A 25,598-nucleotide genomic window follows, 5' to 3' on the forward strand; every position below is an offset into this window, starting at 1 on the left:
GTTATTGGCCTCCAGGTGTCTTGGAGCTGACGACGGATGCTTTCAATTTCACCAGCTCCTGCTGGAAGGCGTTTCGGTCATAGCCTTCGTCGTTGCGCACGTAAGCCAGCAGGGCTGGCAGGCGTTGACTCACCTTGCTGCCCAATACGGAGTTGCCTCGGCTTTGCAAGCCATTGGCCACAGCTGACATGGACATGTACACCTGCTCGGCTCCGGCAAAATCAGCCAGGCGCTGTTCGCTCGCCAAGTTCAGCAGCTCACGCAGCACATTGTCCAGTTGGGCTGTATTGAAATTGCTGGACGCCAATTGGGGCTGCAGGCTCTTGAGATGAGCCTGAAGCTCGCGTGCTGCGGTTTCAAACTGCACCATGCTGGATGCGGGCGACGTGGCCGCCACGTGCACGGCCTCCACTTTGCTCGCCAAGGCCGGATAAAGCGCAGGCTGTGCGCCTTTCAACAAGGCTTGAAGCATCAAGAGGCTGGAGTCGTTGATGCGGGCTTGCCCTGGGCTGCTGCCCAACTTGGGCGTCCAGTCTTTTTTGCTCATGGGTGAATGGCAGGCATGGCAGTCAAACACCATCAGCTCGGGCAGAATGCCTTGGCGATTGCGTTTGGGGTCAGCCATGAGGTCAGCCAGGTTTTGCGCAGCCACCAGTTGGCCCATGGCCCAAATCTTTGCGCTGTCAAACGACCCTTTGCGTTGGGTCCAATCCGAATCAATGCGGTAATGCGGCGGCTGCAAGGCCAAAAATGTGTCGGTTTCCAGTGAAATGCGCGGGTGTCCAGCCCCCATGATGCGATGGGTAATGGGGCGGCTGGCGTCGCCCACATGGCAACTGCTGCACAGTTTGGCCACGGCAAATGGGTCGTTGGTGGGGTAGAGGCCATTGGCCAAATTTTTTGCATGGGTGGCGTTGGGCTCCACATGCGTTTTGATCCATTTTTCGGCAGGGCCGTGGCAGGCTTCGCAGTTCACGCCGTCGGTGGCGTCAAACCGTGGGCCGCGTTGGGCAGCGGGCGGGTTGTGGCTGTGGCAATCCAGGCACACCTTCGATTCATGCGCAGGGGCTGGCAAACCCAGGTTGTTGGCAATGCGGCGCGACTGTTCATTTTTCAGCACTGCATAGGCCTGGGTGTGTGGGTCTTGCCGCAGCCAGGTGGTGTATTCATTTTGCAGCACCGATGTGACGCTTCGTTCGTCAATGCTGCCGTGGCAGGTGCTGCTCGCGCAATTCACTGTGCCCACCGATTTCAATCCGGATTGGTGGGGCATCACTTGAGCGTGCACTGCTGACATGCCCAACATGGGTAAGGCCAAAACCAGACATGCCGAAAGGCATGACCACCGATGAAAAGTCGCGAGGGTCATCATGGTGCTGTCCTCTTGAAGGCCACAGAGTCCACCGCCGGGCGTTTGGCGAGCAGGGGCACGTATTTGTCTTTTTCAACCGTGTCAGTCACTGTCCACAGGCGGCCATCGGGGCGCAGGTAAAAGGCTTCCATTTCCTTGCGGTTGAATGGGCGAGCACCAATGCGACCAAACACGGCAATTTGGCCACCGGTCTCGTCCACTGCACGGTCACGGTCCAGGCCCTTGGACAAGGCAATGGCTGGGCTGTGGGTTTTGCGCCAGGCAATCAATGCCGGTTTGGGGTCGGGCGAGAAGCCATAAAACTTGGGTTGACTGTCCGGTGAGGTGAGTTGCAATACCTTCAAACCATTCACCCCATCGGCCACATAGGCGTACAGTGACGCATTGGTGGAACCCACCACCACGTCGCGCGCGTCGTTCAGTTGCCCACCGGCTGTGAACAGTTGGTACAACTTGGGCTGACGCGGCTTTTCAATGTCGATGATGGCCAGGCCTTGTGCTCCAGCGGCCACATAGGCGTAGGTGCGCGCCAGGTAAACACCCCGGGCATTGGCCAAAGGCACCACGGCACCGGTGTGCATGGGTTTTTCGGGGTTGGTGATGTCAATCACTTCCAGGCCCTTTGCGGTGGTGGCCATCAAGTAACGGAATTGAACCGCGGTGTGCCGCACATCCTGCAAGGGCAGGGTGGTGATGGTGCGGGGTTTCAAGGGGTCATCAATGTCCAAAAACACCAGGCCTTTGGGCGTGGCCACATAGGCATAATGTCCAGCCAGGGTGATGTGGCTGGCACCGTTCAACACGCCGTTCTCATTCCAGGTGGCTGCCCGTTTCAGGAAGTTGTTGCGGGCCTCGCCATCGGTCAGCGTGTCCACATTCACCACAATCAAACCTTCCTCACTGTCGGTGACAAAGGCGTAGTGGTACATCGGGTGGAAGGCCTGTTCCTGGTTGATGTTGCGCATCAGGTCGCCCTGGTTGCGCTCGGGGGCAATGTTCTGGTTGGTGGGTAAAGCCATGCACGTGGCGTTTTTGCTGGCCACATGGGTGTTGTGCCCCAAGGCACTAAATGGGGCGCTCACAATGCGCTGGCTATATCCTTTGTTGGCCACGCTGGCTGCGTCGTACACGCGGAAGCCACCTTTGCCTTCGGCCACAAACACATATTCGCCCCGCAGTTGAATGCACGACGCTGCACCGCCTGTGCTGTGGTCTTGCAGCATGGGCACTTCCCCATCGGCCAGTTCACGCTGGTGCGCCAAGTGGCGGGCGTAATAATCGGGGTAGGCGTATTGGTGCAGGTAGCTGCCAATCACGGCTTGAGGTTCATCCCATTCGGTGACGGTGATGGCAGAAATGTCCTCCGTGGAACCCACCCAGGCATTGAAGCCGATGAAGTTCACGAAGTTGGTACCCTGCAACAGCAGCTGCGCCATGATGGCGTTGTTGTCGTCATCGCGGGACACGTGGCAGTCGGTGCAGGTTTTGGTTTCTTCCTTGCGCTCGGTGTGCGGGTAGTGGGGCGCAAATGCCTGCGATGAAAAACCGCTGGCTGCAATCGGCGGTTGTTGAATGTAAATGCGCTCGCGGTTGGCGTTGGTGGACGACAGCACCAAGGCCGAGCTGGAGCGAACCGGGGCAATTCGGCTGCCTTTCACGGGGCCGTGTTTGCCCAGTTGAAACATGTCGTCACGCGCCACCTGCGGGTTGTAGCTGGCATAGTTGCGGGTTTCTCCGCCTTCGTAATGCAGTCGGTCGGTTTTCCAGTTGGCTTGAATGGGCAGGTGGCAACCGGCACAACTGGTGGTCCAACTGAGGTGGCAGGTGAAGCAGGTCATCTTGCTGTTGTCGTGCGCCAATTCCTTCACGCCGGGGCCCCATTTACCGTCCATACCCTCTTCGCCTGCTGCCATCAATTTGGCCCGTGCCGCCTTGGCGTTGTAATGCGGGTTGTTGGGGTTGACGGTGTCTTTCACCAGGCTCATTTCCCATTCTTTGTCGGGGTCCAGCGCAGCGCGTTGGTACAGCTTGCCGTCGCGCCATTCAAAGCGTTTGCGGCCGTCTTGTGTGCGCAGCTTGGTGAGATCAGTGCCACCGGGTGGTGCTGCTGGTCCGCTGGTGCGAAGGGTGGGGTATTGGGTGGCAGTGCCGTGGCAGTCTGCGCAGTCCACTTCCACCGCGGCGGCCACTTCACCATAAATGTGGCCGTTGCCGTGCATGTCTTGGGCAAAGTGGCAGTCCACACAGTGCATACCCAAGTCCATGTGAATGGAGCTTAAGTGCACCGCCTTTTCAAATTTCTTGGGGTCGTCGTCCGACACGGGGTTACCCTTGGCGTCGAGCAATGTGCCTTTGCGGTTGCGCTTGAAGACAGCCCGGAAGTTCCAGCCGTGGCCGTGGTAGTCGGCAAACTGGGTGTCTTTCAATTTGCTGTTCAGGGTGGACACGTCCTTTAGAAAATCAGGGTCGCTCCATTTGCCGCGCACCGATGCCTCTTCCGGGTTGCGGTCCAAAATTTCCCGCATCTCGGAGTCGGTGGGGTAGCGCTGCTTTTCAGGCCACATGTGGGGTGCATCGCTTTCGTAGTCCCACATGATGTAGCCGTAAAAACTGTTCACAAACACATTGGGCTGGTGCATGTGGCAGACCATGCACTGCGAGCTGGGAATGGCGCGCGTGAAGCTGTGCTTGACTGGGTGGCCCGATTCATTTTTGGAGATGGTGGGGTCAACGGTTTGCGTGGTGCCGGTGTTGCCCAGTTTGGCATAGGGACCTGCATGCAGCGGGTCGCGGTCGTTGGTGTACACGGTGTGGCAGGCGGTGCAGCCTGAGGACCGGTAGTCGCCCGGTTGTTCATTGGTGCCCAAGAACCACAGGTGCGGGTCGTTCAGGCGGGTTTTGGTGACGTTGATGAGCGGCACGGCAATGCGTTGGCCAGTGCCCGGGCCCCGGTTGGATTGTTTGATGTCCGGGCGGCCGGGTTCATCCAGCCGCTGAATTTGGCCCAGCACGTTGGGCAAGCCCACTTCCGGGAAGGTGGAATTGATGACTCGTCCACCCCGTTCAAACACCCGGAAAATATCGCCGGGTGGGGCTGTTTCCCAGGCGGGCAGGGGGGCCAGCGAGGGCAAAATGCCTTTGAGCTTGTGCAGTTCATTCGAGGGTTCAATCGGGTTTTTCAACAGGCCTGGTTGGCTGTCGGCGGTGTACGACTCACCCAAAATGTAACGTTTGAACGGCAGAATACCGTTGTTGTAGGAAGCACCACCCCACAGCATGGCCGAGGTGCTCATCAGGCTCCTTTCTTGAGCCTGAATGATGGGCAAATGGCAAGAGCCGCAGGCATCCCGCGCCACGCGCAAATCGCCGGGGTTGATGAAGCGGATGTAGGCCGGGTGTTCCTTGTTCAGTTTGGTAAAGCTGCGCTGTGGGTTGGCCGAGGCCGGGTAGTTCCAGAATTTTTCATTGCGCGGCAACACGTGGGCTTGGTCCAAGGCTGCCCTGTAAGCGGGGTTGTAACCTTGCTCACGCGCGGCGCGCGTATGGTCAAACGCCAGGCTGCCCACCGGGGTTTCCGGGCCCACCCATTTCACACTGGCATTGCCGCCGTGACAGTCCGTACAACCCAGCACCACGCCGGGGTTTTCATGCATGGTGTGTTGGTCGGTTTGGGTGTGGCAACTCATGCAGCCCTCGGATTTCAGTTGCGCTTGCGCCTCGGTTTGCTGTGCAGGTGCAGCCGGTGCCACGGTGTAGGCTCGGTCCTTGAGCTTTTCCGATGAGGACCAAGCCGCCTGTTCGCCAGTGAGCAAACCGATGAAGCAGACAATCCCCAAGGCCGCGCCCAACACCTTCAGGCGTTGTCGGTTTAACAGTGGGGCAGCGGTGGCGGGTTGATGTGGCACAGGCAGTGTTTCCAAACCTTAAAACGTCAACAACACGTTGAACAACAGCGAGTACGGGCGCTTGGCGTTGTCCACACCAAACAGGTCTTTGTAGCCATCGCCTGGAAACAGGCGGGCAATCGAACCGTTCACGACCACGTTTTGTGTGAAGAAGGGTCGGTACTGAAAACCCACCGAGGCGTCATAACCGATGTCGCGGGAAGGTGGGCGCTGTTGACGCAACACACCCAACACCGTGGTGTCTTCAAACTGCAGTTTGTTGAGGTTGCTGACGATTCTCAATTCAGGCAGCACATCGAGATCGGCACCAATGCCCAACAACAGCAAGCCTGGGTTTACAAAGTTGGATTGACCTTGTTCCTTGGATGAACGCAAGGAAGGCAGCACACCATTGCGGCCTGACAAGGCCACGCCGCCGCCGCCCACCAACGGGATGTTTTGACGAATCCAGAAGCTGGTGTCTGCACCTGCAAACTGGGGGTTTTCAAAAATGGCATCGAAGCCCTCGGCTTTGCCGTCGAAGGGGTCTTTGTCGCCAGAGGCGTACAGGAAACTGCCGCGCACGCGCATCCAGTCAAAGTCCCGCGATACCTCGGTGGCATGGAACCAGGCACTGATATCGAGTTCCCGTTGGGCGATGGGGTCGCGGTCCACCTTGCCCGTGGCGTAATACGTTGAGGTGGTGATGTTGGTGCGCCCGAAGTGGCCGTCGCCGCTGAAGCCAAAATAGTCCACATGGTAGGCAAACGGCTTTTGGTCACCAATGGATGCCGGCCGCACCTGAAAGCCGTTGGCGTCAAAATACCGTCCATCGTTTTCATTGTTGCGGTTGTGAATGTAGGACACCTGGCTGGTAAAGCCCACCACCGGAAAGTCCTGCCGATACAGGTTGGCCACCAAAAAGTCATCGTCCCGCAGTGGCTGGCGAATGTCATTCAAGCCACTGTTGGTGTCTTTTTCAATCCGCTTGAAATACCCCAGGTTGTATTGGGTTCGGTTGTTGTCGCGGTTACCAAACAAGCGCACGCCAATCGGCAAATCCTGAAACAGAAAGCCCCGGAAGTCGCTGATGAAGGGCTGAATACCCACCCGAAGACTGTCAAAGTCATAGCGGTCCGACACGTTGCGCAAGTGGATGTCCGCGAAGGCTTCCTGAATACCCACAAAGCCTTCTTTGCGCTCAGTCCCCGATGTGGGGCTGATTTTCAATAGCCTGTCTTCCTGAACCCGAACATCCGTGTAATTGAACACGGGTACCAAACGGAACTCATAGTCGGGTGGCCTAAAGGTGGTGTTGCCCTTGATCAGCGACAAACTGACGATGAGGTTTTGCGCGAAAATGGATTGGTCACCCCCACCAAAAATACTGGTTTGGCCCGGTTTCGTGGACGTCACGGGGGGCACGGGCACCGGGAAGCGGCGCTCTTCGTACAGGGTGTCGGAAATGGCATTCAGGTTGAAAAACCATTCAGGGCCGAGCACATCCCGCAGCACCGGCAGGTCGGCTTTGATGGGGTTTTGGTTGTAGGGGTCGTAAATGGGAAACTTGAAGCCCAGCGATTGCATGATGCGCCATCGGTCGGGCACCGACACGGTCTCACGGGGCAGGTTGGGCTGCGGTGGCGGCACTTGGGATGGATCAATCACCGGGATGGCGATGTCTCGGGGTGGGGTGCTCTCCGACCGACCGGGAATCGCGCGAGGTACCGAATTGGGCAGGCTGCCTGCAGTGGCCGTGGTGGAGGGGCGCAAGCTGCTGTCGGTTTGCGGGTCGAGCAATGGGTTGTGCGGGAACACACGCGGGGCAAACAGCCCCAACGCGGTGTCACCGTAGTCCCCTTGGGTTTGCTGAACCCAGCCCACGGAACCACCCAACAAGCTGCCTTGAATACGCACGCGGTACCAGCCGTCTTTTTCTTCAAATGCATCCACCAATTGGCCTTTGAAAAACTCGCCAATGCCGCGGGCGCTGCTGCTGGGTTCACTGCGAACCACAATTCGTTTGCTAAACACCTGCAACAAAGCCACCGGGCGTTCATCGCCCAGTAGTTCTGCAGCGTCGGGAATGCCCACGATTTGTTTGCCAACGTTTTCAACCCGTTGGGCCACTTGCCCCAAGGCGCCGCCCAGCTGGGCCATCAGGGTTGGCTGAATTTGCGCTTGGGCCTGTAACGGTGCAAAAGCCAAGGCAACTAGTGTTGTGGCAAGCCGCGCCACTGGTTTTTTTCTCAAGTGTTTGCAGCCAGCGGATGTCAGGGTTAAAAAATGGCTCATGAGTTGGGGCACACGTTGGTGGCATTGCTGTCATTGAAAGGTGCTTGGGGGCACTGCACATATTTCAGGAATTGCCCTCCCTTGCTGAGTCCATCGGCGCGGCGCAGGGTGGCTGGGAAGGGGCGCATGTTCGCTGTACCCGCTGCTGTGGCACCATTGATGACGCCGAGGTAACCAATCATGTCATCTTGGTCCACGCCATCACCCGATACACCCACGGCGCCCACCAAGGTGTCGCCCTTGTAGATGGGGAAGCCCCCTGGAAAAATCTGCATGCCGTTGGCAAAGCGTTTTTGGCGTGCAGCATTGACTGTCGGGTCTGCGCAGGTGGTGTTGAGCGCTGGGTCGAACACATTGGCTGCGCGGCCTGTTCCCGTCAGATTGCCCAGCACCTGGTTCAACACAACATTGAGTTGAAAGCCCACGTTGAATGGGCTCCAGTTGTTGTTTGTCTCGGAGATGGCGGTGGACAAGGGGCCCTTGGGTTGGCTGGTGTCGCCATCTGGGAAGTACGGCCGGTGCACATTGCCCACCGCACGGGCAGAAAAAGCCACAGTGCCGTCCAACACCTGGGCTTGCTGCGCAAAAAAGGCATTCAACGCATTCACCAACGCGTCATTGGCGTTGTCGCCACTGTCCAGCAGGTCCGTCAGTGCGGTGTTGCTGCTGAAAGCCAGCGCAGTTCTCGCTTTTTGAACGCTCACATCTGTGCCGAAAATGGGCGCATCCGACGACCGGACCAAGCCCAGAATGGTGCCATCGCTGTCGACCACGCTCACCGTTACATCCGCCGGTGAGCCCAGCGGGCGGCGAATTTGCGCCCGCGAGCGGTTGGCGATTTTCATGCCCTCCACCAAAATATTTTGTACCTCGGCTTGACTCAGTCCACCAGCGCCCGCTGTGGCAGGGTAACGGGCAGAGGTGGTGTCGGCCGGGTTGGTGATCAAGTTAAACGTGTTGAGCCCTGCAAATGCTGCGTTGCTGGTGGGTACGTAACCTGAAGCACCTTGACCATAGGATGTGCCTGCAATCGGCGTGGACACGGATTTGTAACCAGCAACGGCGACAAACGTACCATTGGCGAGCACGGACGCAGCGGAGGCTGGTGCTGGGTCACTGTTGGCGTATTGGAACGTTTGGCCGTTGGCCGTGATTCGGTTCGCCCGAATGTCCGCAGGGGCCCGCATCTCGGTCGGCAAGGCGGCTTGTGCAATCTGCTCCTCAATGTCTTGGTCGTTGTCCAGAATATTTCGGTCCAAACCATAAGTGCCATTGACTGCGCTGCCACTGGGGGTGGCAATAATTCCGATACCGCCCACCACCCGGCCATTTTCATAAATCGGGAAGCCGCCGGGGTCTGCAGACAATCCCAGCGGTGATCGCTTGGGGCCAATGGTGGCATGCTGCGACAGCCACACATTGAGGTCGGAGCAGGGCAGTTGACTGAACTGCACACCATACAGGGGACCACTGGGTTGGCCCACCTCACCTGGCTGGAAGAACTCCTGAACAATTTGGCTGGCCGTGCGTGTGCTAAACGCATTGCCGGTGGAAGACAGGTATGCGCCTGTGATGGCCTTCGAAATGGCAGCCAGTGTACTGGGCACGGTGGCGCCGTCCAGTTGCACGGTGGTGGGGTTCAATCCACTGGTGATGGTGGTGTTGACCGCAGCGCCCGTCATTTGGTAAACGGCCAACACATTGCCAACCCGGTCTACCACGGCGATGGTGGATGTTTGGTTGCGGTCCAGCGAGGCCTGTATGGCGCGACCCACAATATTGCTTACTTCTGTGTCGGACAGAAACTCAACGCCCTGTGGCGATACAAAAAAACCGCCACCCGATGAGCCTCCGCCACCACCTCCACAGGCCAACAGGGCCCCGGTGAGGCACAAGCCCAAGGCCGACCATGTCCAAGGCCGGTGTGGACGGTTTTTCATCAGCTTCATTGGTTTGTTCAAAAACATGGCGTATTTATTCCGTGAATGTGTTGTGTGCACTGGGGCTCAGGGTGTGAGCCTCTTTGGGTGGCAACGGATGCAAATGATATCCATGGCAAACACCACAATCGGATTGAACCTTGTGAGCAACGGGTTGCTGACCCGCATGGCAGCTTTGGCAATTTTCAATGCCGGGAATCAGAACCTGTTCCGCTTTCTTGGATGTTTTGGCTGCATGGCAGTTGTCGCAGCTTTCAAATGCATGCGCTTTGTGATCGAAACGGGCCATTGGCAGCCACGTGTGTTGGGGCGCCACGGCTGCGATGCTGTAGTACGGCAACCCTTTGCCCGATGTTTTTAAAGTGGCGGGTGGCGTGGACTCTTTCACGGCGTGACAAACCGCACAGGCTGTTTTCTCAAACAGTTCGCGGGTCGCAAAAGCTGCTTGCCCTTGGGGGTTTCCAGCCAGTGTTTGCAAGGTTGAACGCTGGGGGTTTTTTTCGCCGGGGCGCGCACGCAAGGCTGCCCGCTGTGCGTTCACGTTCGCCCTTTCTTCGGGGTGCAACGCCAGATAACTGTAAAACTCGCTCACAGTGCTGAGCACAGCATTCACGGGGCCATGGGGCACCTGCCGGTCCGGCAGGGCCGGTTCAAAATTCAACTTATGGCAGCTTTGGCAATGGTCGGCCATGGTCACAGGTTTAAAGCCTGTGCCTGTGTCGTTGGGGCGGTGGCAGTCCGCACATTGCATCACCACCTTTTTGTTGGGACCTTCAATGCCTTTGGCATCCAGGTGCACATCGTGCGGAAATTTCAAGCCAGTGCTTTCCGTCATCGGTGTGTTTTTTTCCATCCGGATGCGGCGGCGGTCACTGGTTTCAGGCCCTGTGGCCACCGTCATACGAAAAGCTGGATGGCCGGGTGCTGCAAAATCTTTAACCGGTTTGGTTTCCGTCTTGGGTGCAACCGATTCAATCTGGCTGTGGCAGCTGCTGCAGTCCCGCCCAGCAAAGTGTTTATTCTGTTCAGCCAGGCTTTCCCGGCCATTGTGGTCTCGGTGGCAAGTGGCGCAGCGGCCTTCTTCAAAGTGGCTGTCAGATCGGGTTTGTTGTGTCACGTGCTCACCCATGTTTTGATGACACTGGGTGCAGGCTTCGTCTTTTACCCGGGAGAAGTCGCCCTGGTGGCAGGCACGGCAATCCTGCTCCAGGTTGGCATGGCTTGAAGCCAGTGGGCCCGGGTTCCACACCGCATCCAACGCAAACCAGGTTTTGGCATGGTCCTGCCGATTCAGGGTATTGGCTTTCAGCATCGATCTGTTTTCAGGGGCTGAAGACGCGGTGCCGGTGTGATTGGGCTCTGGCCACAAAGAAGCCACCCATGGCAGCGCCAAAAACGCCAGCAAGATGGGCACAAACAACAGCCAAGCCAACACACGTTTCAAGCCCAAGGGCTGTTGAAGCGAGCGAACTTCCTGTTGCAACGGGTGGTTGGATTGGTCGGCCATGAAGCAGGGTCACCAGTAAATGAACACAGACAGCACATGGGCCAACAAGGCCGCCAGCAATCCAAACGACAGCGGGACGTGAACAGACAGCCAGAGGTCCATCCAGAAGCGCAGGTGATAATACCGTCGCAGTTGTTTCAGTGCCCTTAATCGTTGCACCTGGTTTCGGTACAGTTCGGCCAGCGCGGGTTGGCTTTGCAGCGCTTGTTGCAGCACATCGACCGTTTGTTCTGTTTTGCAATCCGCAACCTGACCGCGCCAGGCATTGGTGCGGCGGTTGAATACGCCTTGGTTGGCGGACGCAGCGAGCAATGTTTGAAGCGTGCTGTCTGCTTGTTTACCCAGTTTTCCGGCTTCCCGGTCCAATTGTTCCACAAGGCTGGCCAATTGCTCTGGGCTTTGGCGGTTCAACACATCCGACATGGCTTTGGGACCTTGCACGTACAAGGTTAAGCCCCAAATGCCAGACCCAATGGTGGCCATCATGAGCACATAGGCCAGGCTGTGAACGTTCCAGCCAATTTGAAACCCGGTGTGCAGCGTGGCCACCACCGTGAGTGCAACCCCGAGGTAAATGTGGGCCGACACCCAGGCGCGAAGGTTACCTGCTTCGTTGCTGTATTGGCGTTTGCGCACGCCCAGCCACATCAGCCAGACAATCAACAGCGCGCCGATGGTGCCCAGGGTGTAGCCTAGCCAGGTACCGCCGTTGGCGACAATCGAAGGTGTGTGGACAAGGTAGGCAATGCTGGACAGCAGGGCCAGGGCGACGGCCAGCTTGAGAAACACAAAGTGCTTGTAGTTGAACAGATTGTCCTGAATCATTGCCAAAACGCCGTGTCGTTGTAGTTATCAGAAGTAAGGCAAGTTCAGAACTGCAGGCGCTGTCCTTACAGTCCGTAATGTTACGACACCTGACACGGTGTTAGTATCCCTTTTCCTGAAAAATGTGGGGTGAAGAATTGGATCTGGGGCTTGTTCTCCTCATTGCCGTGCTTTTTGCGCTCGTTGCCATGGCTCTTCACCACATCGGGTCGCCTTTTCGAGTTCTTCAACAGCGTGTTCACTCAGTTCATTCAGGCTCACCCGAATGGAATGCCTTGGTAGCGCGCCGGCAGGAAATTGAGTCCGACCCTCTGCTGGATGCCGATGCAAAAATTGACCTGATTGCCCAATGGCGAAGCATGGCCGACGAAGCCCGTCCTTTGATGGACTCGGCACCCCCACTGAACATTGCCCCAGCCCTTGTCGTGACTGGTTCCCGGGTTTGGGTTGCAGCATTGCTGGTCTTGTCCCTGGGGTTGTTGTGGGCGGTGGGCGGCATGCATCCCGGTGCGTTGCAATGGCCGGGCAGTGTTGACCACGCAGCGCGGGCCAATGGCCCAGCGGTGAATGATGCTGATCACGCACACCCGGGCGACGGTGCCAAACTGGAAGATCGTTTGGCCGGGCTTGAATCGCGATTAAAAGCCAATCCCGATGATTTGCAGGGTTGGGTGCTGTTGGCCCGCACCCAAGCGTCGCTGGCCCAGTATTCCGAAGCTGCGAGTTCATTGCGGCAGGCACTGCGGCTTTCCCCGGGCCATCCCGACCTGTTGGCCGACCTGGCCGACCTGTTGGCCATGGCCCAAGGCCGGGTTTTGACGGGTGAGCCCGCTCAATACATTGCGCAAGCTTTGAAGAGCGACCCCAGACACGAAAAGGCGCTCGCCTTGGCTGCCACAGCCGCCGAGCAGGCTGGACATACCGAACAAGCCAGCATGTACTGGAACCTGCTGAGCCAGGTTCAGCAAAGCCGCTTGAAAGGGCAGAGCCCGGCAGCCGAGCAAGCCAGTGCTTCAGCCCAGCCGGCCAGCACCTTGAATATTCAGGTAATCGTCAACCTGCCTTCCGAATCATTCCGGCAGGCTTCGCCCAGTGCGGTGCTGTTTGTGGTGGCCAAAATGCAGGCTAGCCCGGGCATGCCCTTGGCAGCCTTGCGCATACCGGCAAGCCAGCTCAAGCCGGGCCAGAATCGTTTTGCGTTGACCGAGGGGAACCTGATTCAACCCGATGCACTGGCCAGTTTTGAGAAAACGGGTTCAAACCCGGTGGTGTTTGTACAAGCCCGCTTGGCACAGCAAGGCACACCGGCGCCTGCCGAGGGTGATCTGCAATCCGATTGGCAGCAAACACCGCTGGTCAACGCGCAATTGCAGCTTGAGTTGACCAAGCGCTGAGTACACGGCATGACGCAAGCGCCGCCTTCAAAACACCAGCCGCAGTGTCGATGGTCCCAACCCGGACAGCTCGATGTGGAATGGCCCACATTGCAGGCTGGCGGTGTGGAACTGGCCCATGACCTCCACTTCACCCTGCCTGCTGGCGTGCTGTGCCACGTGCGCGGCAACAATGGGTGTGGAAAATCAACCCTGCTCAAAGGGTTGGCGAATGCACTCAACCAGCAAAGGCCTGGTTCTGCACTGTTGCTCAGCCCAGCCATGGGTTTTCGAGGTGAGTTAACGGTACTTCAGCAATTGACGGTCCACGCCCAATCACTGGGCTCATTGCGTGCGCCCGGGAATGGTGAGAACTTGTTTGCCGTGGAATCGGTGCTTGAACAAGTGAATTTGATGGACTGGCGTTATGAATGGGTTTCGACCCTGTCAGCCGGACAAACAGCCCGCTTGGGTTTGGCGCTGTTGTTGCTGTCCAAGGCCCGTGTTTGGTTGTTGGATGAGCCCCTGAACACGCTGGATCATGCTGGCCAAGCTCTGCTGAATACGCTGATGGAGAAACACCTTGCCCAAGGCGGCTGTGTGTTGATGGCTTCCCACCAAACATGGCTGGCACCGGTGCAGGGCGAGCGAACGTCACCGTTCATCACCTGGGAATTGGCGGGTGGGCGTCTGCAATGCCCAACCGATGATATGCAGGCGGCAACGCAGTCTGGCAACACGGCTGACTGGGTTCAACAACCCAACGATGAGCTGGGTTGGATGAAGGCGCTGGGTTTGGCCATGCGGCGCGACCGCTGGTTGTTGAACAGCAGTTTGCAGACCTTGGCCTGGAGTGCGCTGTTTTTCTGGATGGTGCTCAGCCTGTGTGGCTTTGCCCTGCAGCGTACCGAGTTGCAACCGGCCCGCACCTTGGCCTGGGTCAGTTTGCTGCTGGCTGTACTGCTCACCGTGAAGGACTGGTTTGCTGAAGACCAGCGGGTGGGCTGGTTACAATGGTTGCAGCACAATGCCCCCAATGGCGTAGGCCAGTACTGGCTGGGGCGATGTTTGTTTCAACTGGTGCAGCACGTGGCGGTGTTGTTGCCGGTTACGGCGTTGCTGGTGGTTCAGTTTCAATTCACAGGCGCCCAGGCGTTACAGTTTTTGTGGGCCAGTGCCAGCGGTGTGTTGGCCATGGTCCCATTGCTGGGTTTGCTGGCGCTGCTGGTTCTGCTAACGCGGGGGGGCACAGCGCTGCTGCTGGTGTTGGGTTTGCCCTTGTTGCTGCCCGTGTTGGTGTTTGGCTTGGAAGCCACCCAGGCGGCCAGCCTGGGGCGGTCCGCAGTTGCCCCGTTGATGGTGCTGTGGGGCATGGGTGTTTTGGGCTTTTTGCTGGGTGTGCCCGTTGCTCGCCGGCTGTTTTTGCTTGTTCAGGAGTAGGGTATGTGGTTGAGCTGGGCCTCGCCGCCAAAATTTCTGGAAAAGACTCGCCAACTCTGGAAAATACTGGGTGTCATGGGGGGCGTCTTCATGGTGTTGGGCCTGTATTTGGGGCTGGCGGTCGCCCCGGTGGATGCCCAGCAAGGTGAGGTGTACCGGGTGTTGTATGTCCATGTACCCGCAGCCTGGATGTCCATGTTTTTGTACATGGTGGCCTGCGTTTATGCGGGCCTGAATTGGGTGTATCGCGGTTCCGTGTCGGCGGTCATGATGCGGGCCCTGTTGCCCACGGGTGCCTGGATGACCGTGCTGGCCTTGGTCACTGGCGCCTTGTGGGGCAAACCCACCTGGGGCACCTACTGGGTGTGGGATGCACGCATGACGTCTGAATTGCTCTTGCTGTTCATTTACCTGGGCTTGATGGCCCTGTCGCAGCTGAGTCTGGATGCATCCAAATCCGACCGAGTGTTGGCCATTGGTTTGCTGATCGGTGCGGTGAATATTCCGCTGATTTACGGCTCCGTGGTGTTTTGGAACACCTTGCACCAGGGGTACAGTGTGTCCCTGTCTGGTAGCCGTTTGCACCCAGACATTGCCCGGGCGCTGGTGCTGTGTTTGCTGGGGTTTTGGCTGTGTTGCGCCAGCACCGTTTTAAACCGTGCCCGCCACGCCTTGCTGTCCCGGCGGGCCATGCAAGCAACATTGCAAGGAGTGAGTACATGACTTCTGTTTGGCTGACCATCTGGACCTGCACCGCATTGGGTGTGGCCATTGTTGCGCTGGACGCCTGCTTGGCCCATCGGTCGGGTCGTGTCCACGCGGATGAACAGGCGCGCCGTGATGCTCGTCAACAGCGCCGCCAGCAGCCAGGGCAGGGCCTGTGATGACGCTTCGTGGTAAACGCATGCTGTGGTTGTTGGCCGTGCTGGCTGTGGCGGGTGGCTTTGCCTTTGCCTTGCTGAAAGTGTTCAACGACAACCTGGTTTTTTTCTACACACCCAGCCAGATTTTGTCGGGCGAAACGCCGATTGGCCAAGGCAGTTATCGATTGGGCGGACTGGTGGAAAAAGGCTCAGTTCAGCGCGAACCGCATAGCCTGAAAGTGCGTTTTGTGGTGTCGGACCAGCATCAACAAGTGCCGGTTGCGTACACCGGCATTTTGCCCGACTTGTTTAAAGAGGGCACCGGCGTTGTCGCCGATGGTCATTGGGATGGCCAGGTATTCACCGCGCGCGAGGTGCTGGCCAAGCATGATGAAAACTATTCACCCCCCGGAATGCCCAAATGATTGCAACGGTGGCCCAGTGGGCCCTTTCCCTGGCTCTGTTGTTGTGCGTGAGTGGCGCGTATTCTGGCTTGGCGGCCTTGCGCGGCGTGCGCGGGCATGATGTGGCTCAACCGGTGCTGTTCGGCGTAAAGCGTCATGTGCTGGGTATTTCCGTCCTGGTGTTGGTGGCGTTCGCAGGTTTACTCGCCAGCTTCATGCTGAGCGATTTTTCCGTGCGCAATGTGGCCGAAAATTCCAACCTCAGCCTGCCGCTGTTTTACAAAGTGGCCGCCAGTTGGGGGTCGCATGAAGGCTCGTTCCTGCTCTGGATCCTCATGTTCACGGGTTGGATGCAGGCAGTGTCTTGGTCCAGGTTTGATGTGTCCGCCAGTTTCAAAGCCCGGGTGCTGTGCGTTCTTCAGTTGGTGCTCAGTGGCTTTTTGCTCTACCTGCTGTTGGCGTCCAACCCGTTTGAGCACCTCAGCCCCACCCCGCTGGATGGCCGTGATTTGAACCCCCTGTTGCAAGACATCATCATGATCATCCACCCACCCATGCTGTACATGGGGTATGTGGGTTTTGCGGTTTCATTTGCGTTTGCCATGGCAGGCTTGTTGGAAGGGCGCTTTGACATGAGCTGGGCCCGCTGGAGCCGCCCTTGGGCCAACACCGCCTGGGCGTTCCTCACCGTGGGTATTGCCTTGGGCAGTTGGTGGGCCTATCGGGAGCTGGGTTGGGGCGGCTGGTGGTTTTGGGACCCAGTTGAAAACGCCTCCCTCATGCCCTGGCTGGCTGGTACAGCACTCATTCACTCCCTGGCCGTGAGCGAAAAGCGCGGTGCGCTCAAAAGCTGGACTGTGCTGTTGGCCTTGACCACATTTGCACTCTCACTGCTGGGTACTTTCCTGGTTCGCTCCGGTGTGCTCACCTCCGTTCACGCCTTTGCAACCGACCCCAAGCGCGGCATCTTTATTTTGGTCATTTTGTTCCTGGTGGTCGGTGGCTCTTACCTGCTGTACGCACTGCGTGCCGGGCAAGTTGGACAGGGTGGGGCTTTTAAGGCCACAGGCCGTGAGGCATTGCTCTTGTCGAACAATGTCCTCATGAGTGCTGCCTTGGTCACGGTCATGTTGGGTACGCTGTATCCCTTGGTGGTTGAAGTATTGAAAGGTCGAAAAATGTCGGTGGGCCAACCGTATTTCGAGGCCCTGTTTGTGCCCTTGTTGTTGCCCGCTGTGTTGTTGATGGCCCTTGGGCCCGACAGCCGCTGGCGCGAAACGCCGTTGGCCCGTTATGCAAAACCGGGTGCATTGGCACTGGGGGTGTCCTTGCTGGCATTGGGCTTTGCCTGGTTCAGCAGCCAACATTTCAGTGCCTTGTGGGCCTTGGGTGTGGTGTCAGCCACGTTTTTGGCCGTCAGCACGCTGGCCCACGCGCAGCAGGCGCAGCGGCAACTCAAACAGCAGCGTCCGGAAACTGGTTGGCTGTACCTGGCTCAACGCTTGAGCCTGTCGTACTGGGCCATGGTGCTGGCCCACCTGGGGGTGGCGGTGTTTGTGCTGGGGGTGTCTTGGGTTAAAACATTCGAACTGGAAAAAGACCTGGTTATGAAGCCCGGCCAAACCGAGGAAATTGGCCCTTGGCGGCTCACCTTCATTGGCGTCGACTCAGTCCAGCGGGTCAACCATGTAGCCGCTCTGGGGGTTTTTGAGCTCACACGGGGTTCAGGCAATGTGATCTATTTGCTCGAGCCTGAAAAGCGACGCTACCAGTCTTCCTCAAACGTGATGACCGAGGCCGCGATTCACACCGACTGGTTTTCGGATGTGTACATCAGCCTGGGCGATGCTGTAGAAGGCAACAACAGAAACGCCACGCAACCCTGGGGCGTCCGGGTGTATTACAAGCCGCTCATCAACCTGATTTGGTGGGGCTGCGCACTCATGGCGTTGGGTGGGTTTGTCACCGTGATGGACCGCCGCTACCGTGGCAAAGCCAAAGCGGGTGCTGACGTATGAGTGCATCCAAACCATCACTGCTCCGCCTCTTGCTGCCTTTGCTGGTGTTGTTGCTGCTCGGTGTGTTTTTGCTCAAGGGGTTGTGGCTGGACCCCAAAAAGCTGCCCTCTGCGCTCATTGGCAAACCCATACCCCGCGCCACATTGCCCGTGCTGGCCCTGCAAGGGCCCGAAGCCCGCTTGGTGAAAATCACCGATGTAAACACCCTGCAGACCATTGACGCCCTGAAAGGCCAACCCTGGGTGCTCAATGTGTTTGCCTCCTGGTGCCAGGCCTGCCTGGTGGAGCACCCCCATTGGCTCGACATTGCCCAGCGACAACACATTCGATTGGTAGGCCTGGCCTACAAGGACCAGCTGGAAGACACACGCCAATGGCTTGCGCAACACGGCAACCCCTACGACCTCATCCTGATTGATCAAACTGGCGACTTTGGTATTGAACTGGGTGTGTATGGCGTTCCGGAAACCTTCCTGATGAGCAGCAACAATGTGGTGTTGCACAAGCAGGTGGGCCCGATAGAGCCCGACTATGTGCAAACGGTGGTTGGGCCCACACTGGAGGCAGTCCATGAACCCCAATGATTTAAGCCCTGCCGAGCAAGCCGCCTATCGGGATGTCGCCAGCGAATTGCGTTGCCTGGTGTGTCAAAACCAGTCTTTGGCTGACTCACACGCCTCATTGGCCATCGATTTGAAGGAAAAGATTGCAGAGCAAGTGCATGCTGGCAAAAGCAAAACCGAGATCAAGCAATACATGCAAGACCGATACGGTGAATTCGTGCTGTACAAACCAGCTTACACACCGGGCAATGCGGTGTTGTGGGGGGGGCCGTTTGTCGTCTTGCTGCTCGCGATTGTTTTGGCCCGCAGGGTCATGAAATCAAACCGGGTGGAACAGCAAGCCAAGCCGACTGCTAACGACGAGGATTGGGCCGAGCGTCAATACCAAGACCGTCATTGATCAAATCCGAAGTACACTCAATCGATCCGCTTTGTTGTTAACATCGAATTGAGGAGTATCCCGATGAGTGACGCCACTTACACCCCGCCCAAAGTCTGGACTTGGGACAAAGCCAGCGGCGGCCAATTCGCCAACATCAACCGGCCGATTGCCGGGCCCACGCACGACAAAGAATTGCCCGTGGGCAAACACCCCTTGCAGCTTTACTCGCTGGCCACGCCCAATGGCGTGAAGGTGACTGTGATGCTGGAAGAGTTGCTGGCGCTGGGCCATGCGGGTGCTGAATACGATGCCCACCTCATCAAAATCAACGAAGGCATGCAGTTCAGTTCCGGGTTTGTCGATGTGAACCCCAACTCCAAAATTCCGGCCTTGCTGGACCGCAGTACCAACCCCGGTACCCGAGTGTTTGAGTCGGGTTCCATCCTGCTGTACCTGGCTGAAAAGTTTGGTGCATTTCTCCCGAAAGACCCTGCCAAGCGGACCGAGACGCTGAATTGGCTGTTTTGGCAAATGGGCAGTGCAGCCTTTGTGGGCGGTGGCTTTGGGCATTTTTATGTGTACGCCCCGGAGAAGTACGAGTACCCCATCAACCGCTACACCATGGAACTGAAGCGCCAGCTGGATGTGCTGGACCGCCAATTGGCCAACAACCGCTACGTGGCTGGCGATGAATACACCATTGCCGACATGGCCTGCTGGCCTTGGTACGGCGGCATTGTGGTGGGTGCCGTGTACAACGCAGCCGAGTTTTTGGAAGCCCACACCTACACCAACGTGCTGCGCTGGACCAATGAGTTGGCCGAGCGCCCCGCCGTCAAACGCGGCCGCATGGTGAACCGGGCCTGGGGCAAGCCGGAAGAGCAGTTGTGGGAACGCCACGATGCCAGCGATTTCGACTTGAAAACCCAGGACAAGCTCAACCCGTGAGCCCGGCGATTTACTTCAGCGGTTTGTAACGTACACGCTTGGGTCGGGCACCTTCCTCACCCAGGCGTTTTACTTTGTCGGCCTCATATTCCTGGAAGTTGCCGTCGAAAAACACCCATTGAGAATCGCCTTCACAGGCCAGAATGTGTGTGGCAATGCGGTCCAAAAACCAGCGGTCGTGCGAAGTCACCAGCACTGTGCCCGCAAATTCCAGCAGGGCATCTTCCAATGCGCGCAGTGTTTCCACGTCCAGATCGTTGGACGGTTCGTCCAGCATCAGCACGTTGCCGCCCGAAATCAAGGTTTTGGCCAGGTGCAAGCGCCCACGTTCACCACCCGACAAGTTGCCGATGATCTTTTGCTGGTCGCCACCTTTGAAGTTGAAGCGGCCCAGGTAGGCGCGGGAAGGCATTTCAAACTTGCCCACGGTCAAGATATCGGCACCCTCGGCCACCCCTTCAAACACGGTTTTGTCGTTGGGCAGTGAATCCCGCGCCTGGTCCACCATGGCCAGTTTCACTGTGGGGCCAATTTTCACGGTGCCGCTGGTGGGCTGTTCCTTGCCCGCAATCATCTTGAAGAGGGTGGATTTACCCGCGCCGTTGGGGCCAATCACACCCACAATGGCACCGGGTGGAATCTTGAAGCTCAGGTTGTCGATCAGCAATCGGTCGCCAAATGCCTTGCTCACGTTTTCAAACTCAATGACTTCATTGCCCAGGCGCTCGGCCACCGGAATGAAAATTTCCTGAGTCTCGTTGCGCTTTTGGTATTCGTGGCTAGACAGTTCTTCAAAGCGGGCAATGCGCGCTTTGGACTTGGCTTGTCGGCCCTTGGGGTTTTGGCGCACCCACTCCAGTTCCTTTTTCAGGGCTTTCTGGCGTGCGGACTCCGAGCTTTCTTCCTGCTTCAGACGGTCTTCCTTCTGCTCCAGCCAGCTGCTGTAGTTGCCCTTCCAGGGAATGCCGTGGCCGCGGTCCAGTTCCAGAATCCACTCGGCTGCATTGTCCAGAAAGTAGCGGTCGTGGGTAACAGCCACCACAGTACCCGGGAATTTGTGCAGGAACTGCTCCAGCCAATGCACCGACTCTGCGTCCAGGTGGTTGGTGGGTTCGTCCAACAGCAGCATGTCGGGCTTGCTCATCAACAAACGGCACAAGGCCACACGGCGCTTTTCACCCCCCGACAGGTTGCCGACAATCGCGTCCCAGGCGGGCAAACGCAGCGAGTCGGCTGCAATTTCCATCAGGTGTTCCACATCGTTGCCGGCTGCCGCAATCACGGCTTCCCATTTGGCTTGTTCTTCGGCCAGTTTGTCGAAGTCGGCTTCCGGGTCGGCATAGGCTGCGTAAATCTCTTCCAGTTTTTGTTGGGCCATGCCCAAATCGCCCAGGCCTTCTTCAACCGCTTGGCGCACGGTGTGCTCGGGGTTGAGTTCAGGTTCCTGGCTCAAATAGCCAATGTTCAGGTTGGGCATCGGCACGGCTTCGCCCTCGATGTCCTTGTCCACACCCGCCATGATTTTTAACAGGGTGGATTTGCCCGAGCCGTTCAAACCCAACACGCCAATTTTGGCGCCGGGGAAAAAGCTCAGTGAAATGTCTTTCAATATTTGGCGCTTGGGGGGAACAATTTTCCCCACGCGGTTCATGCTAAAAACGTATTGGGCCATGGCCAGTCCGTGTAAAAAAGGGTTGTGCGAGAGTTTAAATCAAGGCGGGCAATTGGGGTGCCAAAGCTTGCCTCTCCTTGGTGGCATCACCCAGCAGGGCCATGCCCAGCAGGGCGCCGTCGCTGCCTTTGAACAGGGCTTTCACACCCGTGTCATCCGCGGTGATTTCCCAGGCGCCCACATGCTCGGGCAGCGGTGGGTTGACCACCGTGGGGCAGTCGGGTGTTTTAATCACCACCGGCATGGCCGGAAACTTGATTTCGGTGGAGTTGCCTGCCAAGGTTTGCGCCATGGCCCGGGCGGCTTGCATCACCGGCATGATGTAGGGCAACACAAACTTGCCCAAATACTCGGCGCAATCGCCCAATGCAAACACGTCCGGGTGGCTGGTTTGTCCCAGTGCGTTCACCACCACGCCTCGGCTCACGGTCAAGCCCGCCGCTTTGGCCAGGCCGGTGCGGGGTGTCAGTCCAACCGCAGACAGCACCAGCTGCGCCGTGGTGGTTTCACCGGTGGAATCGGTGATGGTGTAGCCGTCGCCAGCTTTTTCAATGCGGTTTACGCTGCGGCCCAGTTTCCAGCTCACGCCTTGCGCCTGCAGTTTGTTCAGCAAAAACGCGCTGCCTTCGGGGGGCAGCAGGCGGGGCAGGGGGCGGTCGGCCAGGTCAAACACGGTGGTGTGTACATTGGCTTTCAACAAGTCATTGGCAAATTCGCAACCAATCAGGCCAGCGCCCAGCACCGCCACTTCGGTTTTACCATCCAGCAGTTTGCGAAATGCCGCATAGTCGGTCAGGTCGTTCACGCTGATGACGTCGCCCGCACCACTGCCTTCCAGGGGGAGTTTGATGGTGTCGGCACCCAAACCCAGCACCAGTTTGTCGAAGGTGAAATTTCCGGCTGTTGTTTGCACGGTTTTGCTGTGGATGTCCACCGCGCTGACTGTGGTGTTGGCCACCAATTCGGTTTTTTGCTGTTCGGCCAGTTTGGCGGCAGGGGTCATGACCAGGCTTTCTGCTGTTTTGTTGCTGGCCAGGGCATTGGACAACATCGGTTTGGAATAGAAATCGCCACTGTCGGCCGTGATGACACGAATCTCCATGTCGGGGGACGCCTTGCGCAGCTCGCGCACCAAGGTCCAGGCGGCCACGCCGCTACCAATGATGGTGGTGTTCATGGGGGTAAATTCCTTTTAGAGTGTATCCCGGTCGGCCATGCAACAAGGTGTTGCTTCGCTCTGACAGAAACTGCGGTGATTCGCTAAGATGCATGCTCTAGCGCTGTTTTCCGCGTTACTTTCGCGTAAAGCCGTGTACATTCCGATATTATCGAATGACTTAAACACAATACACATCAAAGGGAGACAACTTTGAGCACATTTGATCACCTCCGCGCTTCTCGTCTGCTGTCCACGCTTGGTTTGGTTCTGTCCGTCACCACCCTGGCGGCCTGTGGTTCGATCAAATCACTCAAGGATGTGCCCGAGTATCTGGATTCTGAATTTGAAAACGTGGGTCCCCGTGATTTCATCACCAAGGTCGACCTGGCCCGCGTGAAGTTGGGAATGAGCCCACTGCAGGTCAAAAACAAAATCGGTGCGCCCATGTTGAGCAACACCGAAGACCAGTCCCGTTGGGACTACGTCGTGAAGCAGGGAGAAGGCGCTGGGGATGAATACGTGCCTTATGGCGTGTATTTCAAGGATGACAAAGTGGTTCGAGTGGCCGCACTGGAAAAACCACCTGCAAGCACCGTTAAAACCGACGCTGCAGCTGCACCGGCTGCAGCCCCGGCTGAAGCCGTCCCAGCGGCTGACCTGTTGGCCTCGGACCCTGCGCCCGCTGCAAGTGCTGACGTGGGTGACGGCGCGGCCATCGCCGACATGCTCAGCAACTGGGCAGCAGCCTGGTCGTCCAAAGACGTTGCCGGTTACATGGGCTTCTACGCCGATTCATTCAAGCCCAGCAAAATGACCCGCTCTGCTTGGGAGAAGCAGCGCAAACAGCGCCTGTCCGCACCCGAGACCATCAGCGTGACCTTGTCGGATATTCAAGTCAAAATGACGTCTGACAGCATGGCAACTGTGAGCTTCAAGCAGGAATACGCATCCAACAAGTTCAAGGATGTGGGCCACAAAACCCTGAAGCTGGTCAAGTCTGCCGGTGGTTGGAAAATTGAACGGGAAGAGTTCAGCAAGTAATCGAATACGTTTTAACAAAAAAGCCCGTGCTGAAAGGCACGGGCTTTTTTGTTGGTCGACAGTTACACACTCTTGGTGTTGGTCAATCAGACATCCGAAATCTGGATTTTCCCAGAACCATCCAGCCGCTCAACAAAGTCACTGCCCATGAGTTTGGACGGTGTGTAGGCGCCGCCCGGAATGTTTTTCTCCATCAGGATATAACTGGCCACAGCCAATGAGCCGGTCACCGTCAGGCTGTAGCCATTCGCAGTTTTCACCCGGGCCACCACGGTTTGTCCAGCCTCATTGCGGGCTTCACCCCACACATAAGCTGGCATCTTTCCCCGTTGCTCCTCGTTGGGGCCTTCGACCTTTCCAGCCTGGCTTTTGAGAATGCCCTGAACCAGTCCCAGGCCCAGAATGGGGCGAGCCAGATTGGCTGCGCGCATCATTCGCACCGACTTTGCCGAGGAGGGGATGTAAACCTCAACATTTCGAATCCCCGTGCTGTGGAAGGCAGTGGACACATCGCCCCACGGAATGGTAACGGCAAACTTGGTCCCGTTTCCAAAATTGATTTCACGGGTTTTGTAACCCAAGCCAACAGCCTTGATTTCGCCATCTTCACGCACGCGTCCGCCCATTTTCATGGCTTCAACGGTGGTTTTTGCCGTGCCGGACGACAGGCCGCTGCGCGAGTCAAAACCCAGGGTCAAGTGGGTGGCATCCGGCAAGGTTTCCTTCAGGCGGGCAGCCACGCAATCGGTGGGAATCACATCAAACCCCACCCCTGGGCACAGCACAATTTTCGCCTTGCGGGCCTTGGAGCTCAGTTCTTGAGCCAGCTCAAACACCGAAATTTCGCCGGTAATGTCCAGGTAGTGCGTTTTGTTCTGGATGCAGGCAAACATCATCGGTTCGGCTGTTTGCGAAAAGGGTCCGGCACAATTCAGCACCAGGTCCACATCCTGAAGCCCTTCGAACAATGCAGTGTCGTCTTGCAAACCGAATGCCCTGCTGGGCAGGTTGAGTTCGCCTGCCAAGGCTTGAATGCGCGCCTCGTTGCGGCCAGCCAAAATAGGGCGCAGGCCGCGCTTGGCTGCCTCGCGGGCAATCAATTCTCCGGTGTACCCGTTGGCACCGTAAATCATCCAGGGCATTTCTTCTCCTAAAAGCAAAAATCGCCCCAGGTGTCCCGGGGCGATTCAATGGGTGTCGTCCGTGAATCAGGACTCAAGCTTGGCTTTGACGCGGTCGATGAATGTACCCACTTGGGCTTCAAACTCGGATTTCACAATACCTTCGGCAATCCCTTTCATCAGGCGGGGCACCGGCATTTCAAATTCACCGCTGGACCGGAACGCGATTGAGCAGGCCTTGTCCCCTTTTGGGGTGATGATCCATCCGCCGGATACCTGTGCGTTCCCATCGCCAGGTGCCGGGTTCCAGTCAATTTTGGTGGCGCCATCGTTGGTGTATTTCACCGTGTATTTCACCTGGTGCGACAAACCGCCGGCACCGATTTTTTCCATTTCCCACCGCCACACGCCATCCTTCAATTCAACAATCTTGTCGAGCTTGGGGAAGAGGGTAGTGGTGTCGGCCACATTGGCCAGTTGGTCAAAGGCTTTTTTGGCTGAACAGGCCACATTGAATGTGCGTTCAATTTTTACGTTCACGTTGACTGCCATGTTCTCCTCTCTGCTTTGTTGTGGGCTGTTCTTGTCCGGGTGATACACCTCGAGCGTTGTAGGAAGTGTATCGGGTTCTAGGCCGCATGGTGAGGGCTTTTGCGCAACTATGGCACGCTTCGGTGCGGGTTTGCGGGCAACACCTTCGGCCTGACGTTTGTTCACAGTGCGTCTTTTGCAATGCAAAACTCATCAAGTGATCGAAACGCAAGGGTTTTCGGGTGATATAGGCCAAGTGA

General features: G+C 57.5%; 20 protein-coding genes. 10 read left to right on the forward strand and 10 right to left on the reverse strand.

The genetic code is table 11. The features are described from left to right. Position 1: 1 nt before the first annotated feature. The 6 genes from VGE55_RS06780 to VGE55_RS06805 all read right to left on the reverse strand — a co-directional run bounded on the left by VGE55_RS06780 (position 2) and on the right by VGE55_RS06805 (position 11,823). On the reverse strand, positions 2 to 1,306 hold the full coding sequence (locus VGE55_RS06780; protein ID WP_331130954.1) for a multiheme c-type cytochrome: 1,305 nt from the start codon (positions 1,304 to 1,306) through the stop codon (positions 2 to 4). A gap of 62 nt (positions 1,307 to 1,368) precedes the next feature. Next, positions 1,369 to 5,277: a hypothetical protein gene (locus VGE55_RS06785; protein WP_331130955.1), complete on the reverse strand. Its 3,909-nt coding sequence runs from the start codon at positions 5,275 to 5,277 to the stop codon at positions 1,369 to 1,371. 18 nt (positions 5,278 to 5,295) lie between these two features. Next, the gene (locus VGE55_RS06790; protein ID WP_331130956.1) at positions 5,296 to 7,551 is read right to left on the reverse strand and encodes an SH3 domain-containing protein; all 2,256 of its coding nucleotides are present in this window, start codon (positions 7,549 to 7,551) and stop codon (positions 5,296 to 5,298) included. After that, positions 7,548 to 9,500 (reverse strand): heme-binding protein, encoded by a 1,953-nt coding sequence (locus VGE55_RS06795; RefSeq protein ID WP_331130957.1) that lies wholly within the window; start codon positions 9,498 to 9,500, stop codon positions 7,548 to 7,550. Before VGE55_RS06795 ends, VGE55_RS06790 begins: the two co-directional genes overlap by 4 nt. A 25-nt stretch (positions 9,501 to 9,525) precedes the next feature. Further along, positions 9,526 to 10,998, reverse strand: a complete 1,473-nt coding sequence (locus VGE55_RS06800) for a hypothetical protein (RefSeq protein ID WP_331130958.1) — start codon at positions 10,996 to 10,998, stop codon at positions 9,526 to 9,528. Positions 10,999 to 11,007: 9 nt separating this feature from the next. Then, positions 11,008 to 11,823, reverse strand: a complete 816-nt coding sequence (locus tag VGE55_RS06805) for a hypothetical protein (protein ID WP_331130959.1) — start codon at positions 11,821 to 11,823, stop codon at positions 11,008 to 11,010. Between the two features lie 188 nt (positions 11,824 to 12,011). On the opposite strand from VGE55_RS06805, the gene VGE55_RS06810 reads away from it, so the two are divergent. The 9 genes from VGE55_RS06810 (at position 12,012) to yghU (ending at position 19,814) form a co-directional block, all read left to right on the forward strand. Then, on the forward strand, positions 12,012 to 13,217 hold the full coding sequence (locus VGE55_RS06810; RefSeq protein ID WP_331130960.1) for a TPR domain-containing protein: 1,206 nt from the start codon (positions 12,012 to 12,014) through the stop codon (positions 13,215 to 13,217). Between the two features lie 9 nt (positions 13,218 to 13,226). After that, positions 13,227 to 14,636 (forward strand): ATP-binding cassette domain-containing protein, encoded by a 1,410-nt coding sequence (locus VGE55_RS06815; RefSeq protein WP_331130961.1) that lies wholly within the window; start codon positions 13,227 to 13,229, stop codon positions 14,634 to 14,636. Positions 14,637 to 14,639: 3 nt separating this feature from the next. After that, positions 14,640 to 15,359 (forward strand): heme ABC transporter permease CcmC, encoded by a 720-nt coding sequence (ccmC, locus tag VGE55_RS06820; RefSeq protein WP_331130962.1) that lies wholly within the window; start codon positions 14,640 to 14,642, stop codon positions 15,357 to 15,359. Then, positions 15,356 to 15,520, forward strand: a complete 165-nt coding sequence (locus tag VGE55_RS06825; protein WP_331130963.1) for a hypothetical protein — start codon at positions 15,356 to 15,358, stop codon at positions 15,518 to 15,520. Before ccmC ends, VGE55_RS06825 begins: the two co-directional genes overlap by 4 nt. Next, positions 15,520 to 15,924 carry a cytochrome c maturation protein CcmE gene (gene ccmE / locus VGE55_RS06830; RefSeq protein ID WP_331130964.1) on the forward strand — a complete coding sequence of 135 codons (405 nt, stop codon included), beginning with the start codon at positions 15,520 to 15,522 and terminating at the stop codon, positions 15,922 to 15,924. The genes VGE55_RS06825 and ccmE overlap by 1 nt, the downstream gene beginning before the upstream one ends. Next, positions 15,921 to 17,921 (forward strand): heme lyase CcmF/NrfE family subunit, encoded by a 2,001-nt coding sequence (locus VGE55_RS06835; RefSeq protein WP_331130965.1) that lies wholly within the window; start codon positions 15,921 to 15,923, stop codon positions 17,919 to 17,921. Before ccmE ends, VGE55_RS06835 begins: the two co-directional genes overlap by 4 nt. Beyond that, positions 17,918 to 18,505 (forward strand): DsbE family thiol:disulfide interchange protein, encoded by a 588-nt coding sequence (locus VGE55_RS06840; protein ID WP_331130966.1) that lies wholly within the window; start codon positions 17,918 to 17,920, stop codon positions 18,503 to 18,505. Before VGE55_RS06835 ends, VGE55_RS06840 begins: the two co-directional genes overlap by 4 nt. Further along, complete coding sequence (locus VGE55_RS06845) at positions 18,492 to 18,884, forward strand: cytochrome c-type biogenesis protein (RefSeq protein ID WP_331130967.1); 393 nt, start codon at positions 18,492 to 18,494, stop codon at positions 18,882 to 18,884. The genes VGE55_RS06840 and VGE55_RS06845 overlap by 14 nt, the downstream gene beginning before the upstream one ends. A gap of 63 nt (positions 18,885 to 18,947) precedes the next feature. Beyond that, on the forward strand, positions 18,948 to 19,814 hold the full coding sequence (gene yghU, locus VGE55_RS06850) for a glutathione-dependent disulfide-bond oxidoreductase (protein ID WP_331130968.1): 867 nt from the start codon (positions 18,948 to 18,950) through the stop codon (positions 19,812 to 19,814). A gap of 10 nt (positions 19,815 to 19,824) precedes the next feature. Here the strand turns inward: yghU and ettA are convergent, their stop codons facing one another. Then, complete coding sequence (ettA, locus tag VGE55_RS06855; RefSeq protein WP_331130969.1) at positions 19,825 to 21,486, reverse strand: energy-dependent translational throttle protein EttA; 1,662 nt, start codon at positions 21,484 to 21,486, stop codon at positions 19,825 to 19,827. Between the two features lie 34 nt (positions 21,487 to 21,520). Beyond that, entirely contained in the window at positions 21,521 to 22,663 is a 1,143-nt protein-coding gene (locus tag VGE55_RS06860) for an NAD(P)/FAD-dependent oxidoreductase (protein WP_331130970.1), read from the reverse strand. 192 nt (positions 22,664 to 22,855) lie between these two features. Between VGE55_RS06860 and VGE55_RS06865 the strand changes: the two genes are divergently transcribed. Then, entirely contained in the window at positions 22,856 to 23,686 is an 831-nt protein-coding gene (locus tag VGE55_RS06865; RefSeq protein ID WP_331130971.1) for a L,D-transpeptidase Cds6 family protein, read from the forward strand. An 86-nt stretch (positions 23,687 to 23,772) separates the two neighbouring features. Here VGE55_RS06865 and VGE55_RS06870 read toward each other — a convergent pair whose 3' ends face one another. Both VGE55_RS06870 and VGE55_RS06875 read right to left on the reverse strand, forming a co-directional pair. Continuing rightward, positions 23,773 to 24,828, reverse strand: a complete 1,056-nt coding sequence (locus VGE55_RS06870; RefSeq protein WP_331130972.1) for a saccharopine dehydrogenase family protein — start codon at positions 24,826 to 24,828, stop codon at positions 23,773 to 23,775. Between the two features lie 66 nt (positions 24,829 to 24,894). Next, positions 24,895 to 25,359: an SRPBCC family protein gene (locus VGE55_RS06875; RefSeq protein WP_331130973.1), complete on the reverse strand. Its 465-nt coding sequence runs from the start codon at positions 25,357 to 25,359 to the stop codon at positions 24,895 to 24,897. Positions 25,360 to 25,598 lie beyond the last annotated feature (239 nt).

This window comes from Limnobacter sp. (assembly GCF_036405155.1).
Taxonomy (GTDB): Bacteria; Pseudomonadota; Gammaproteobacteria; order Burkholderiales; family Burkholderiaceae_B; genus Limnobacter.